This window comes from Desulfosporosinus sp. (assembly GCF_014237355.1).
GTDB lineage: Bacteria > Bacillota > Desulfitobacteriia > Desulfitobacteriales > Desulfitobacteriaceae > Desulfosporosinus.
Genome location: NZ_JABZFS010000092.1, coordinates 1 through 15,089, shown reverse-complemented (window position 1 = coordinate 15,089; position 15,089 = coordinate 1). Strand labels below are relative to the sequence as shown.

Below are 15,089 nucleotides of genomic sequence, written 5' to 3'. Positions count from 1 at the left end.
AGGCTAGGAAAGTTCCTGGAATAATCATGTATACAGTTTTTCCTTGCGAAATTTCGTAAAAGATTAGATTTTTTAACCTTAAAATTCGGAATAGGCTGTTCTTTGCAGTTCTTCCGATCGTGGGCTTTCAGATCACAGGCTCCAACTATTTCCAGGTAGTTGGTAAACCGGTTCAATCGACAATTTTGAGCTTATCCAGACAAGTGCTCATATTTATTCCACTCTTACTGAATTGCCTAAATTTATGGGAATCGATGGTGCTTGGATCACAGCTCCCATTGCGGACGTACTAGCGGTGACGATTACGTCGGTTTTCCTCTTCTATAATTGAGGAGAAATCAAACAAGAATAAGACTGTTGTAGCTTTGCCAGAAAACTAAACCCAGGTACTATTGACAGATCCAATTCAACAATATACAATGACTAAAACACAAAACCTTTGAACAAGAGAAGTAAGCTAAATTGGGTGTAATCAGAGAGCTGCCGTTTGGTGAGAGTGCAGCAGCACAGATTTTTCTGAATGGGCTTGTGAGGGCAGCTTGAAACTGCATTGCAGGAGTAGACGCTGACGGGAACCCCGTCCGTTATCAGTGGGGTGCATATGTTGGTATGCAAAATGAGTGGGCGATTAGTTACTAATTGCCAATCAGGGTGGTAACGCAGAAGTTTAAAGCTTTTGTCCCTTTTATAGGGGCAAAAGCTTTTTATTGTACAATCAGAGCCCATGCCGCTGCGCAGACAACCGATGAATGAAAACCACAGCGCACTTTCGTCGTTCTGAACGAAGTGAAGAATCTTAAGCCCTAGATCCTTTAGGATGACATTAACCTAAACTTATTTTCAGAGTAAGTTTTACTAATCCAGTATCAAAAGAGCTTCGACTCATGGAAGTAAACTAGTCTGCATAGTTATCATTAAGGGAATGTGCCATAAGTCATTCTTGCTAAAAATGAATATAGTTTTTATAAACCGTTGATGCGGAGATAACGTTGTAAAGTGCACTTACAGAGAGCGGGGAAGGCTGAGAACCCGCAGAACGCAGTATAGCAAATGGACCGCAGAGGGCGCAAGGAAACGGAGCTTTTTCCGAAGTATACTGCGACGTAACACAGACGTTAGCTTGTGAGGAATATGTTAGTATTCCTATGAGAGGTGCAGCATTTTGATGCCGCAAAGCAAGGTGGTACCGCGAGTAAAAAACACACTCGTCCTTGACAACAATTGTCAATGGGCGGGTGTTTTTTGTTTAATGTCTCAAGATGAGTTGAAAGGAAGGAGTGAATTAAATGCTAAGACCAGCACTTGATGAAGCAAAAAAACTTGCCCAGGGGTATTCAATTCTACCCGTTAGTCGTGAAATTTACGCTGACGTTAAAACCCCAATCGCTTTACTAAAAGCCATAAATACCATCAGCCATCGATATTATCTTTTGGAAAGCGTGGAGGGTGGTGAAGCTTGGGGCAGATTTTCCTTTTTAGGGTTTGATCCTGTCACCCAAGTGACCTGTAAGGATCATAGGATCGAGATCAATAATGGAACCATAATCAAGCTGGAGGGACAGAATCCGACAGCGGTCGTTCGAGATATTTTAGCTCAGTATAAAACTCCTAACTTGGATTATCTGCCCCCTTTTACAGGTGGGTTTGTGGGCTATTTTGCATATGATTTCATCAAATACTTCGAAAAGACGCTGCAACCTAAAACCGATGATCATGAGAATTTCAATGATATGGAACTCATGCTTTTTGACAAGGTAATTGCTTATGATCACTTAAAACAAAAGATTATCATTATTATCAATATAAAAACCGACGCTCTTGAAGAAGGCTACAGAAAAGCTAGTTTTGAAATGGATAATATTACCCAGCTGATTAAACAAAACTTTCCCGAGGCAGTAAACAAGCCTGTCTTAAAGTCAGAAGTTCAGTCGGACATCCCCAAAAACAAGTTTGAGGAGATGGTCAAAAAGGCTAAAGAGTATATCTATAATGGGGATATTTTTCAGGTTGTTCTTTCCAGGCGTTTTACGGCAAAAATGGAAGGTAGTCTAATGGACACTTACCGTGTCTTGAGGACAACCAATCCTTCACCCTATATGTTCTTTATTAAGACCAACGATGTAGAGATTGCCGGTACGTCACCTGAAACGCTGGTAAAACTTCAGAGTGGCAGATTGTCAACCTTCCCCCTTGCCGGGACTAGGCCGAGGGGGACGACGGATGCAGAGGATAAGCAGATTGAGCAAGAATTAATGCAGGATGAAAAGGAACTTAGTGAGCACAACATGCTCGTCGACCTAGGAAGAAATGACTTAGGCAGGATCAGCAAATTTGGTAGTGTTATAGTCAGTAATTATCTTAAAATCCTACGTTTTTCCCATGTGATGCATATTGCTTCGGAGGTCAACAGTGAGATTAGGGACGATAAAGATGCCATGGATGCCATTACGTCAGTGTTGCCGGCTGGAACTCTTTCAGGAGCTCCAAAGATCCGTGCCTGCGAAATTATTGACGAGTTAGAGCCTGTACGCAGAGGGATCTATGGTGGAGCCGTCGGGTATATCGATTTCTCTGGGAATATGGATACCTGTATCGCCATTCGAATGGCCGTTAAAAAGGATAATAATGTGTACATCCAAGCAGGGGCAGGAATCGTTGCCGACAGTATTCCTGAAAACGAGTATATCGAGTGTGAAAACAAAGCAATGGCGGTCATACGTGCCCTAAAACTTTCCCAGGAGGTGATGGATTAATGATTTTACTCATCGACAACTACGACAGCTTTTCCTATAATCTGTATCAATTAATGGGAGAAATAAACGCAGATCTTAAGGTAGTGCGCAATGATGAGCTAAGCGTCGCTGAAATTAAAGCTTTACAGGCCAGCCATATTGTCATATCACCCGGACCAGGTTTCCCTATCAATGCGGGAGTGTGTGAAGAGGTTATTTTAAAACTCAAAGAAACAACCCCAATTCTTGGTGTGTGTCTTGGCCATCAAGCAATTTGTGAGGCTTTTGGAGCTAAGATTATCCATGCTAAAACCATGATGCATGGCAAGAAAAGTGACATTCATATCGCCAACGGCAATGAGATTTTTAGAGGGTTGCCTCCGATCATCGAAGCAGCTAGATATCACTCGCTCATTGCTGAAAGAAAAACTATTCCCGATGAACTGCTTGTGATTGCAGAGGACCAAAACGGTGAGATTATGGGTGTGAAACATCGAGATTATGAGGTGTTTGGGGTTCAGTTTCATCCAGAATCCATACTGACACCGAAAGGTAAGCGAATCATCGCCAACTTTCTTGGCCTGGGAGGGGATGGAAAATGATTACCAATGCAATCTATAAACTGATTAATGGCCAAGATCTGGATCTAGATACAACGAAAGCTGTTATGGAGCAAATCATGAATGGTGAGGCGAGTAATGCTCAGATAGGGTCCTTTCTGACAGCGATGAGAATGAAAGGGGAAAGCATCGAGGAGATAACAGCCTGCGCCATGGTTATGCGCGAGAAATGCACCAAGCTTAATCCGGGGATGGATGTGCTGGACATAGTTGGGACAGGTGGAGATGAAGCGCATACCTTCAATATTTCAACGATCAGCGCCTTAGTGGTATCTGCGGCAGGTGTACCAGTAGCCAAGCATGGAGGCAGATCAGTCTCGAGTAAATGCGGAAGCGCTGATCTATTAGAAGCTTTAGGTATCAAGATCGATATCAACTCGGCCAAAAGTGAACAAATCCTGCGCAAGATCGGTTTATGCTTCATGTTTGCTCCGACTTACCACGCTTCAATGAAGTATGCGGCGCCGGTCAGACGCGAACTGGCTATCCGTACGCTTTTCAATATTCTAGGACCCCTAGCCAATCCTGCTGGCGCAAATACCCAGTTGCTGGGTGTATACGATGAAAATTTAGTTGAACCTTTAGCCAGAGTGCTTCTCAATCTAGGGGTTAAGCGCGCCATGGTCGTGCATGGACATGATGGACTGGACGAGGTTACACTGTGCAGTACCACTACGGTTTGCGAAGTTTTTGAAGGCAGGTTGAACAGTTTTTTTCTTGATCCTGAGCAACTCGGGTTTAAAAAATGTACCCCAGAGGAACTAGTGGGCGGTAATCCTGAGCGGAATGCTCAGATCGCACTAGAGATTCTGCAGGGAAAGAAGGGGCCTAAGCGAGATATTGTCTTACTAAACTCCGCCGTTTGTCTATATATGTTCCGTAGTCATACAACCCTTCGAGATTGCGTAAAATTAGCGGCAGAAATCATCGACAGCGGAAGGGCCAAGACCCAGCTGGAAAGATTTATCGCCTTGTCGAATGAGGTAGAGCTATGATATTAGATGAAATAGCCCTCTATACAAAAGGTCGAGTAGAATCCTTAAAAGGATTGAAACCATTAAGTGAAATCAAAAAACAAGCTCTAGGGATCGAGACTAAACAGCCTTTTGCCTTTGAAAAGGGGTTAGCTAATCAAGAGATGGCCTTCATTTGCGAGGTAAAGAAGGCCTCTCCATCCAAGGGCATTATCGCTGAGTCCTTTCCCTATGTACAAATTGCCCAGGAATATGAACAAGCTGGAGCGAATGCAATTTCCGTACTGACTGAACCGAAGTTCTTCCTTGGCAGTGACAGCTACTTGACTGAAATAAAGGAACAAGTGAAGATTCCTGTTCTCCGCAAAGACTTTATTATTGATAGTTATCAGATTTACGAGGCAAAAATCATGGGTGCAGATGCTGTTTTGTTGATCTGTGCATTGTTGGATGTAAACAAATTAAGGGACTATATCGAAATAGCTGATAGCTTGGGACTTACAGCTCTTGTTGAGACCCATACTGAGGCTGAAATCTTCTCTGCGCTAAAGGCCGATGCGCGGCTAATTGGTATCAACAACCGAAATTTAAACACCTTTGAAGTCGACTTAAATACGACAGCATCTCTTAGACATTTGGTTCCCGAGCGGGTAATTCTTGTTTCTGAAAGCGGTATCCAGACATCAGAGGATATACAGAAACTGCGCCAAAGCAAGGTCAATGCGGTCTTGATAGGGGAAACCTTCATGAGAAACCCCGATAAGGTTGCTGTCATGAAAACACTGCGAGGTAAGAGGGGGGGACCCCATGACCAAAATTAAGATATGTGGTCTAACTAGAGAGAGTGATATTGAAGCGGTTAACGAAGCTAATCCAGACTATGTCGGCTTTGTGTTTGCAGAGAGCAAACGCCGGATCACCCCCCAAGCGGCATTCGAACTGAGGAAACGCCTTAATGCAACAATCCAAACAGTTGGGGTATTTGTTGATGAGAGTATTGAACAAATTATTAAACTCTGTTTAGACGGTATTATAGATACTGTTCAACTACATGGACATGAAAATGCTGTTTATATCCAAAGGCTGCAAGAGAAACTTAGTAAGCCTGTTATCAAAGCTGTCCGAGTGCGTTCTGAGAAAGATATTAAAGTAGAAGAGGCATCGAACTGCAACTATCTCCTGCTGGATGCTTATTCTGATAAAAGTGCCGGAGGAACAGGGGAAACCTTTGATTGGAACGTTATAGACAGAGTCGAGAAACCCTTTTTTCTGGCAGGTGGACTTAACAGCTCTAATATCTTGCAAGCCATTAGAACCGTTAAGCCCTTTGGAGTAGATATAAGCAGTGGCGTAGAAACGGCTGGCTTTAAAGACAGAGACAAAATACTAGAAATTGTCACCCTAATTAGAGCGAAACAGGGGCAGAAACAGGGGGACAGGTTAACTGTTTCGCGAGAACTGTGAACCCTGGGACAAGAGGACGGGGGTGTTGACTGTAGATTTAATTCGTGGACAGGGACCGAAAATGGTAGAGGTTCTTTTATCTCAAGAATCGAAAACAGGGGGCAGGTTTCGTTGTTTTAATAAAAACAACGAACCTGTCCCCCTGTTTCGCCCCTGTTTCGTGGCTCCTATCCCGGCGTCCTCCCCTTTATTGGAAGTAACGGTCAAGCAATCCTTTAAAAGCTTTACCGTGACGTGCCTCATCTTTGCACATTTCGTGAACGGTATCGTGTATTGCGTCCAAATTAAGTTTTTTCGCCAAGGTAGCGAGGTCTTTTTTTCCTTGAGTTGCACCAAACTCTGCATCGACTCTCAGTTGCAGATTCTTTTTAGTATCAGCACAAACGACTTCTCCTAAGAGTTCAGCAAATTTAGCAGCATGTTCAGCTTCTTCCCAGGCGATTCGTTTGTAAGCTTCAGCAACTTCAGGATAACCTTCCCGATCCGCTTGGCGACTCATAGCTAGGTACATTCCTATTTCAGTGCATTCGCCAGCGAAATTTGCTCTTAATCCTTCGAGTACTTCAGGGTCAACCCCTTGAGCAATCCCCACTTTATGCTCATCAGCCCACGCCATAACCCCTTCAACTTTCTCTGAAAACTTACCCTTTGCTGCCTTACATTGTGGGCAAAGGTCAGGAGCCTCATTTCCTTCATGAATGTAACCACAGATTCCACAAACAAATTTCTTCATCATCAATTACCTCTCCTTTTAACACTTTATTTTTTATATCGGTAGTGGTTTGCGTTATTTACATTTACTATTATATTAAAATTATTATAAAAGTCAAGGGTTTTAAAAACTTTTTGATAGGTTTGTTCAAGAAGCCAGTTCAACACTTGAGGACCCTTGAAGCATCTTTAAATCAAACAAAGGTCCTTAAGGTAAAAGCCGGAAAAGGGTAAAACAGAAGGGCTTGGAACCTGCTAAGGCTTAACCACATAAACTATATAAAACAGTTTGAGAGGGGGAGCCTAATGCCGACACCACTTGATCCTAGTAGTATACCAAAGTTTGTTAACAGTTTAGTAATTCCACCAGTCTATGAACCAAATGTAATCAAGAACTGTTCTAATGGCAAAGTAGTAAGCCATGATTATATAGTGAACGTAAGTCAGTTCACTCAACAAATTCTTCCGAATGGATTCCCAGAAACAACTGTATGGGGTTACGGGGGGAGAGTCAGAGATCCGGAAACTGGAGAGATAATCCCTCATTTTCGCTTTTCACCTGGTGCTACCTTTGAGGCAAAAAGATGTATTCCGATCAATGTTCAATGGGTGAACGATCTAACTGAGCCCAATCCCCTGCCAGTCGACCCGACCCTACACTGGGCAGATCCCAATAACCTGGGTATGCCTATGCCGCCCTTTCCAAGTTTTCCTCCGGGGTTTCCATTAGCACAATATCCTGTTCCCATTGTTCCGCATTTGCATGGAGGAGAAACAGAGTCGGCTTCAGATGGTCACCCTGACGCTTGGTTTACAGCCGGTGAAACGCTAACAGGACCAGCCTTTGAAAAATCACTTTACCACTATAGTAACCAGCAGGAACCAGCAACGTTATGGTATCATGACCACACTTTAGGTATTACACGCATAAACGTTTTAATGGGTCTAGCTGGTTTTTATCTATTGCGAGATCCTCGCGATCCCCTTGATCGGCCAAAATCTGTATTGCCCAAAGGGAAGTATGAAATTCCACTGGCTATTCAAGACAGATCCTTTAATACGGATGGGTCCTTTGCTTTCCCGGAAATAGGAGTTAACCCTGAGGTTCATCCCTATTGGCAGCCGGAATTCTTCGGAGACACTATTATGGTTAATGGCAAAGTGTGGCCTAATCTTGATGTAGAACCCAGGCAATATAGGTTTAGAGTTTTAAATGGATCTAATGCTCGCTTTTATAATCTGATGTTTTCTAATGGTATGCCTTTCCTTCAGATTGGGAGCGATGGAGGTTATCTTTCTAGAGCAGTGAGAATGACGTCCTTGCTTATCGCACCCGGTGAAAGGGCGGATATACTTGTTGACTTTTCACAACTCGTTCCTGGGACGAAGTTGATTCTGCAAAATGATGCTAATGCCCCATTTCCTGATGGTGATCCTGTTGAGCCAGAAACTACAGGGCAAATTATGCAATTTACTGTACTAGATAAACCTGCAATTAATCCACGTCAATTACCGGCACTGTTGAACTTTATCACACCACTTATCAGAAACTCCCGAAAGAGAACACTGGTATTGGTTGAAGTTATGGGTCCGAACGGCCCTTTAGAAGTATTATTAGATGGCCAAAAGTGGCATAATCCGATTTCTGAGCTTCCTCTAGTAGGCTCGACGGAGGATTGGGAATTAGTTAATCTAACCATGGACGCTCATCCTATTCATTTGCATTTAGTTCAGTTTCGCGTGCTGAGCCGTCAAGCATTCCTTGCAGATAATTATTTAACTGATTGGGTAGCTCTTAATGGTGAACCACCCCTACACCATCCCACCAGGATTTTGCCGGTTAGGCCTTATTTACTAAATGGACCTGTTACTCCTCCGCCGAACGAACGAGGGTGGAAAGATACGGTAAGGGCTAATCCGGGTGAAGTTACAACGATAAGGGTTCGTTTTGCACCACAGAACGCAACGATTTTAACGATTCCAGGAATAAACCTTTATCCCTTTAATCCAAGCAAAGGACCTGGCTATGTATGGCATTGTCATATTCTCGATCATGAAGACAATGAAATGATGCGACCGTATAAGGTTAGAGAGTTGTGGTAGTGAGAAAGGGATGTACGCATACCATTGAGTCGTTCTGATTTAAAATTCGAAGAACCTTTAAAGTAATCACGAAATGATTACTTTAAAGGTTCGACTTGTGAGCAACGTTTTACTGAGCGTTGACATCTACAAAAGGAACAGCGCCTCCGGTAACATTCGGGAGTTTACCATCCCATTTTTCAATGGCCTTAATCTGTGCTTCAATTTCTCTGAGTTTAACAAGTTCAGCAGTAACTTCTTGTTTTTGAAGTCTAAGAGATTCAGCTTCGGCTTTTGCTTGTTCAATTTTTTGTTTAGCTTCAATTTCGATTCTCTGAAGATCAAGATTAGCCTTTAGAGCTTGCTGCTCGGCAATTTGTTTTTGTTCAATCGCATTGTTGAATTCCTCACTAAATTTGAATTCGGTAATGTTAATTTCATCAAGAATCATATAATACGTAGCCAATTTAAGTGAGAGAGTTTCTTTGATTTTAGCACTAACCTCGGAACGCTTGGAGATCAACTCTTCAGCTGTGTATTGGGCAGTTATCGCTTTTACTGCTTCTCCGATAGCGGGATCAACTATTCGTTCCCCATAGGCTAACCCTACATTCTGATAAAGCTTATTTGCTTGACTTGGCTCAAGGTGAAAGTTAACAGCGACTGTTGTGGTGACGATCTGTAGGTCCTTCGAAGCGGCTGTTTGATCGGATTGAGACTTTTGAACTCGTACATCAACATGTACCACGTCTTGAATGAAAGGCATTTTAAAATGAAGACCTTCAGTTAAAACAACTGGACGGACTGCCCCTAACTGAAGGACGATTCCTCTTTGGCCTGCGTTAACAATGACAAATGCATTCAGCATTACAATAAGAAGAATTAGAGCAACAAGGCCAAAGGTGATGAGACCTTTGCTCATTTTAAATTTAGGAACCATATTGACAACTTTTCCAGAATCCAATTCGCATCCTCCCTTTTACTTTGAATTGTGAAGTAAATAACTTCTGCCCTTACTATACCTTACTCAGCCACTAAAAAGCTATAATAAAACCTGGGATTTTTACCCGTATATACGAAAAAGTGGAGTATCTATGGGAATACCCCACTTTTTCGTTATAGCAGCAGTGACATTAAGTCATCAAAGAGACCCGCCATACTTACATTTCCTTAATATCACTGATATCTGTATCTGCTCCACAACTTGGGCAAATGTAATGGTATCCAGGGATGCTCATCTCGATGGATTCAATATCGTTGTCACTAAAGTCATTAATTTTATTAGTACCTAGTTCCTTTAAGGTGACAGTGTCCCACTCAATTCCGCTGTGAATGGTATAGCAGTAAGGACATTTATAATTCAATGTTAACAACTCACTTTCTTTATATAGTTTGAGATTAAGGTTGTGCTTAATTATTAGTCTTGGCTAGCTTTCTCATAGTGCTACGGGCTTGTCTGTACTTTGCATAAACTTCATTTGAAGGTGTTTCATCCCCATAAATGCGCCAACCTTGAGTCCTTCTATAGGGAAGTGACAAAAAGCCCATAAAACCCATAACATCTTTCAAGGGATATCCTAAGAAAACCCCAATTTCATGCGGAAATTCAAGAGATGTTATCCTATGCTTGAGAAGATTAAGATAGGAGTCTAAAGAATAATTCTGAGGATAACTCAATTTTGTCAAAAACTCTTGAATCGACTTTTGGCGCAGTACGGTATCTAAGGTCTCTCTTTGATAGAATATTACTTGCAATCGTCCCTTAAGCTCTCGGATTTCCTTGATCCGGAATGCTTCCTTTTGAGTGAATAATTCTTCAAATTCCAGCCATTCACTTTCCTTCTCTAAAGACACATTTAAGAGAACGGATGGTTTTAACCCTAAGACGAGAGGGGCAAGGCTTTCCACAAGAAAAAGTTTCTTTTTAACAAAAGGTTTGCCTTTGGCCCACGCAACAAGTTCTCTTAAATGTTTAGTGTAGAGATGATCCGTCTGATCTTGCACGTTTATCTCCTTAAATAAGTTTTGTTTATACTCTATATAGTTTACGGCCAAACCTTATTTATTCGTATGTAGTTTCGTTGGTTCGAAACAAAATGGAACCTTAATAAAGGTGATCTTGCCAAAAAACGCGAATTCTTAATGACATTACCATTTTGTGTTTATTCCTCACTAAGATGTATGATACTAAGCGGGAAACGAGTTGAAATCTTGGTAGAAGTAGAGCATTGAACAAAAGACTAAAGTATGTAATCTCAAGGATAGAAGTGACATTAAAGGAGAGCTAAGCATGGAGCATGTTTTAATAAAAACCCATCAGTTGACAAAACGATATGGTTCTGTGTCGGTTGTCAAAGGTCTTAACATGGAGGTTAAGAGCGGAGAAATCTTCGGTTTTTTGGGACCGAATGGTGCCGGTAAAACCACCACTATTAAAATGTTAACGGGTCTGCTGGATCCTAGTGAAGGCGAGGCTTACATTTGCGGTTACGATATTAGCCGACAGCCAACCCAAGCAAAAGCAATGATGGCCTATGTGCCTGATCAACCGAAATTATATGGGAAACTTTCAGCAAGAGAATTTTTACATCTCGTTGCTGCCCTTTATCGGGTACCTAAAAATGTCATGAAGGAACGAGGGGAACAGCTTTTGGCCATGTTTGGACTTCAGAACCGAGGGGATGAATTATTGGAGGGATATTCTCACGGCATGCGGCAAAAGGTGGTATTAGCGTCAGCGCTGATCCATCAGCCTAAGGTAATCCTCCTCGATGAACCGACGGTTGGTCTTGACCCTGCCAGTGCGCGTCTCTTGAAAGACGTCTTACAGGAGATGGCTCGACAGGGAGTTGCTGTTTTTGTCTCTACTCATATTCTAGAGATTGCTGAAAGAATGTGCCATCGTGTCGCCATTCTCAAGGAAGGTCAACTAATTGCTCAAGGCAGCCCGGAAGGACTCCGTCAAAAGGCTGGACACGGTGGAGAGAGCTTAGAAGATATCTTCCTAGAGCTAACAGGTGGTAACGAAAATGCAGAATTAATTAGAAGTTTGGAGGAGGGATAAGGAATGAAACTATTACTTCCTCCCCCGCTGACGGACCCACCGACAGAGCAAACCTTTAGACAAGACTTTATGTTGTTAGTAAAAAACCAACTGCGAGTGAGTTGGAATAAGATGCGACATAGGCCAGTGGGTGCTTTGATCGGAATGGTTGTCGTGTTGTTTGGATTGATCGCCATCGTTGGTTCCTTGGGATATTTTGCTTATGGTGCATTGCAGACGATGCCCCCTCAAACTGTTCAGGGGTTCCTCTCATTGTTATTTATGGTTGGATTAGGCGGTCAAATTTTCTTTGGTATCACCGCGGCGTTTGCTGCCTTATATATGTCGGATGATTTAGAACTGCTTTTCATGGCCCCTGTCCCTATTAAGGTCGTTTTTGCTGTAAAGTCCCTCTCGGTTATCGGAAGTAACTTGTTGACAGCTCTTTTATTTGCCTTCTTACCGGGAGTTTTTTATGGTTTACTCTTTCAAGCTGGAGCCTCCTATTATTTTCTGGTTCTCTTAGTGGGCTTAGGATTGTGGGCAATCGGAACTGCAGTAGCTGAACTAATTAATCTACTGGTGATGCGTATTGTACCCCCTCATCGGAGCAAAGAAGCGATTGGCTTTATTGGGGCCATAGCAGGTATTCTGATAGCGATTCTTTTTCAGATACCGAATATGCTGATCAATAGGGAAGAAGAATTTAACCTTGGAGCTTGGTTATCAGGGCAGGAACAATTCCTCAGCGTGATGGACTTTTTTCCCTGGGGATGGGGCGCGCAAGCTTTAGTAGCTGGGATTTCAGGTAGCTTTCTTGAGGGACTAGGGTGGAGCATTCTGATTCTCTTCATGGGTGTATTCCTGTTTATGCTAGCGTTCAATCTTGTCGAGCGGGGCTTCCGTCGAGGTTTTATTTCCCTTAGCCAAGGGGAAGGCGGTAGACGTCGCAAAAAGCCAGCTACAATAGTTAGTGGAGAAACCGATCGGCAAAAAAAGAATACTTATTTGGTTTTTAAGGAAGAAGCCGTCGGTTCTGCTTCGCCTTGGTTAGGAATGTGGGCAGTGGCTAAGAAAGATTTACTGGCTATGAAACGTGACACCCGGGAATGGTTTGGCTATATGGTTCCTTTGATTATCATGCTTTTCTTTGTCGGCCAACACCTATTTCTGAATGTGCAATCTAGCAATAACACCTTAATAGCCGTTTTAATAATGTATACCATTATGTTCAGCGGTAATATGGCTCTGCAATCCTTCGGTCGAGAGGGAGAATCAGACTGGCTCTTAAACAGTGTCCCCCTTGCTGGATGGCCTGTGGTATGGGGGAAATTAGTGGCAGCAATTCTTCCAACCCTAGTGCTAATGGAGGCTCTATTAGTTGGTACGGCCTTAGCGATTGGTGTTTCCCTGACCCTAATAGCCGCCCTGGCGTTTGGAGCGGTGCTCCTCTCCCTGGGATCGAGCGCCATCGGCCTCTTTTACTCCATCAATAACTGCCGCTATAATCCAGATACTCCACAACAAAGGATTTCCCCCGGGGCTTCCTTAATTATGTATATTGTTAACTTGTTTTTTATCCTCTTCTTAGCGCTAGGTCTTACCTACCTTTTTCTACCTGATGAGTTAGTCGTGATCCTTCGGGAAATGCCGCCAGTTTCCTTCGAAGGGGGTTTTCTATCAGGGATAATCTATGGACTGTATCTCTTGAGCAGGCCTCTGTTATGGGCTGATTCTTTGCGGATTTTACTGGGAATAATCGTAACTGCAGGAGTATGGTCCATAATGTTCTTTGGCTTTATGGCTGCTACCGTTCGGCAAAGCCGGAAAGGCTTTCGGGTTGAGATTGTAACGGGTAAAAAAACTAGGAAGACAGCTAAGTGAAACAGGGGGACAGGTGTAGTGTTTCAGGTAAGAAGAAACATGGGGATATTAGTTGTTCGTGGTAAAAAGAAACAAAGGGGGCAGGTACGCTGTTTTAGAAAGCAACTTACCTGTCCTTCTTTTTGTTTCAAACAAAAACTATTAGGTTAAATTGCCAACATAATGTTAGTTATTTAGGCAATAATAAGCTTTGGAATAAACAATTAGGGAGGTTTCTAAATGCAAAACACTAATAATTCTCAAGGAACTCAACAAACTCCTCAACAGTTCGAGCAACAAGCTCAACAGGCTCAACAAGGTGAGCAAAAAGCTGAAAACTTTAACGCACAAAATTCTAGCAGTCAAAGCGGTATGCAACAAGGTCAAGCACAACAAGGCCAATTTACAAGTGCTGCACAACAGCAAAACCAAAATATGACTCAACAAGAAATGAATCAGAAGCAACAAGCTTTCAAACAGAGTCAAAATCAACAAAATGGGCAAAACCAGTTTGGCCAAAGTTTTAAATAGACTTAGATTTGGAAACCGAGAGACAGGTGCGTTGAGTGAATAACGTACCTGTCTCTTTTTCGGACTGTTTTCCCAAGATGTAATCTATGTTATCCTATTATAAATTGAATTATGATGGGGTGGCAAAGTTTGAAGGCAATTATGCTGGGCATCTTGGCAGCGCTTTTTTTTGCAGTGACCTTTGTGCTAAACCGCTCTATGGATTTATCGGGTGGTAGTTGGATATGGAGCGCAGTGCTAAGGTATGTTTTTATGGTACCGCCGCTGCTTCTTCTTGTTTTAGCAAGGAAAAATCTGAAACCGCTCTTGATAGATATGCGCGAAAGACCCATGATATGGCTTATATGGAGTACTGTTGGCTTCGGTATTTTCTATGCGCCACTTTGCTTTGCAGCTGATTATGGACCGGCTTGGTTGGTCGCTAGCATGTGGCAGATTACGATTATTGCAGGTTCTCTACTTGCTCCACTTTTTTATACTACAATTCGATCAGAAACAGGGTTAAAGAAAGTTCGTTCTTCTATACCCATGAAAGGGCTTTCCATTTCTCTGATCATCTTATTGGGAATCGCACTGATTCAGCTACAGCAGGCTCAGGTACTTACAGCCAAAGAGATCACCTTCGGAATTTTACCCGTGTTACTCGCTGCCTTTGCTTACCCACTGGGTAACCGTAAAATGATGGCAGCATGTGGGGGAAGATTCGATACGTTTCAAAGAGTCCTTGGAATGACATTAGCAAGTCTCCCTTTTTGGCTTATATTATCACTTATTGGAGTGGCGAAAGTAGGGCTCCCGAGTGGTAATCAGACGATGCAATCGGTGATTGTCGCACTTTCCTCTGGTGTCATTGCCACGATCCTCTTTTTCTCGGCAACAGATATGACAAAGGGCAATGTCCATAGGCTAGCAGCAGTGGAAGCGACTCAGTCTGGGGAAGTGATTTTTGCACTTCTTGGAGAATTGATAATTCTTCATGGACCGTTCCCAACGTTTTGGTCTATTGTAGGAATGCTTCTTGTCGTTCTAGGCATGATTTTGCATAGTTTCCTGGGACAGGGAGAAAAGG

14 protein-coding genes, 1 pseudogene and 1 other annotated feature are annotated in these 15,089 nt (G+C 42.7%); of the genes and pseudogenes, 11 read left to right on the top strand and 4 right to left on the bottom strand.

Features of this window, described 5'->3' with window-relative positions; genetic code table 11:
* Positions 1-98: 98 nt before the first annotated feature.
* The 6 genes and pseudogenes from HGJ98_RS22180 to HGJ98_RS22155 all read left to right on the top strand — a co-directional run.
* Positions 99-331: pseudogene (locus tag HGJ98_RS22180) on the top strand (MATE family efflux transporter); the annotation flags it as partial.
* 99 nt (positions 332-430) lie between these two features.
* Positions 431-687, top strand: a binding site (T-box leader).
* Positions 688-1,286: 599 nt separating this feature from the next.
* Positions 1,287-2,753 (top strand): anthranilate synthase component I, encoded by a 1,467-nt coding sequence (trpE, locus tag HGJ98_RS22175; protein WP_291354114.1) that lies wholly within the window; start codon positions 1,287-1,289, stop codon positions 2,751-2,753.
* Complete coding sequence (locus HGJ98_RS22170) at positions 2,753-3,334, top strand: aminodeoxychorismate/anthranilate synthase component II (RefSeq protein ID WP_291354112.1); 582 nt, start codon at positions 2,753-2,755, stop codon at positions 3,332-3,334. The genes trpE and HGJ98_RS22170 overlap by 1 nt, the downstream gene beginning before the upstream one ends.
* Entirely contained in the window at positions 3,331-4,347 is a 1,017-nt protein-coding gene (trpD, locus tag HGJ98_RS22165) for an anthranilate phosphoribosyltransferase (protein ID WP_291354110.1), read from the top strand. The genes HGJ98_RS22170 and trpD overlap by 4 nt, the downstream gene beginning before the upstream one ends.
* Positions 4,344-5,147 (top strand): indole-3-glycerol phosphate synthase TrpC, encoded by an 804-nt coding sequence (gene trpC, locus HGJ98_RS22160; protein WP_291354108.1) that lies wholly within the window; start codon positions 4,344-4,346, stop codon positions 5,145-5,147. Before trpD ends, trpC begins: the two co-directional genes overlap by 4 nt.
* Positions 5,134-5,790, top strand: a complete 657-nt coding sequence (locus tag HGJ98_RS22155; RefSeq protein WP_291354106.1) for a phosphoribosylanthranilate isomerase — start codon at positions 5,134-5,136, stop codon at positions 5,788-5,790. Before trpC ends, HGJ98_RS22155 begins: the two co-directional genes overlap by 14 nt.
* Before the next feature lie 187 nt (positions 5,791-5,977).
* Here the strand turns inward: HGJ98_RS22155 and HGJ98_RS22150 are convergent, their stop codons facing one another.
* The gene (locus HGJ98_RS22150) at positions 5,978-6,523 is read right to left on the bottom strand and encodes an NADH peroxidase (RefSeq protein ID WP_291354151.1); all 546 of its coding nucleotides are present in this window, start codon (positions 6,521-6,523) and stop codon (positions 5,978-5,980) included.
* Between the two features lie 284 nt (positions 6,524-6,807).
* On the opposite strand from HGJ98_RS22150, the gene HGJ98_RS22145 reads away from it, so the two are divergent.
* Positions 6,808-8,604: a multicopper oxidase family protein gene (locus tag HGJ98_RS22145; RefSeq protein WP_291354104.1), complete on the top strand. Its 1,797-nt coding sequence runs from the start codon at positions 6,808-6,810 to the stop codon at positions 8,602-8,604.
* Between the two features lie 109 nt (positions 8,605-8,713).
* On the opposite strand, the gene HGJ98_RS22140 is transcribed toward HGJ98_RS22145, so the two are convergent.
* The 3 genes from HGJ98_RS22140 to HGJ98_RS22130 form a co-directional block, all read right to left on the bottom strand.
* Positions 8,714-9,547: a prohibitin family protein gene (locus HGJ98_RS22140; RefSeq protein WP_291354103.1), complete on the bottom strand. Its 834-nt coding sequence runs from the start codon at positions 9,545-9,547 to the stop codon at positions 8,714-8,716.
* 196 nt (positions 9,548-9,743) lie between these two features.
* Positions 9,744-9,947: a hypothetical protein gene (locus HGJ98_RS22135; protein WP_291354101.1), complete on the bottom strand. Its 204-nt coding sequence runs from the start codon at positions 9,945-9,947 to the stop codon at positions 9,744-9,746.
* 46 nt (positions 9,948-9,993) lie between these two features.
* Positions 9,994-10,587: a DUF3793 family protein gene (locus HGJ98_RS22130; RefSeq protein WP_291354099.1), complete on the bottom strand. Its 594-nt coding sequence runs from the start codon at positions 10,585-10,587 to the stop codon at positions 9,994-9,996.
* A gap of 286 nt (positions 10,588-10,873) precedes the next feature.
* Here HGJ98_RS22130 and HGJ98_RS22125 point away from each other — a divergent pair, with 286 nt between their 5' ends.
* From HGJ98_RS22125 to HGJ98_RS22110, 4 genes are all read left to right on the top strand, one after another.
* Entirely contained in the window at positions 10,874-11,647 is a 774-nt protein-coding gene (locus HGJ98_RS22125; RefSeq protein WP_291354097.1) for an ABC transporter ATP-binding protein, read from the top strand.
* A gap of 3 nt (positions 11,648-11,650) precedes the next feature.
* Positions 11,651-13,510 (top strand): hypothetical protein, encoded by a 1,860-nt coding sequence (locus HGJ98_RS22120; protein WP_291354095.1) that lies wholly within the window; start codon positions 11,651-11,653, stop codon positions 13,508-13,510.
* A 219-nt stretch (positions 13,511-13,729) separates the two neighbouring features.
* On the top strand, positions 13,730-14,020 hold the full coding sequence (locus HGJ98_RS22115; RefSeq protein WP_291354093.1) for a hypothetical protein: 291 nt from the start codon (positions 13,730-13,732) through the stop codon (positions 14,018-14,020).
* Between the two features lie 141 nt (positions 14,021-14,161).
* Positions 14,162-15,089, top strand: a 928-nt coding sequence (locus HGJ98_RS22110; RefSeq protein WP_291354149.1) for a multidrug resistance efflux transporter family protein, incomplete at its 3' end; no start/stop codon positions are given.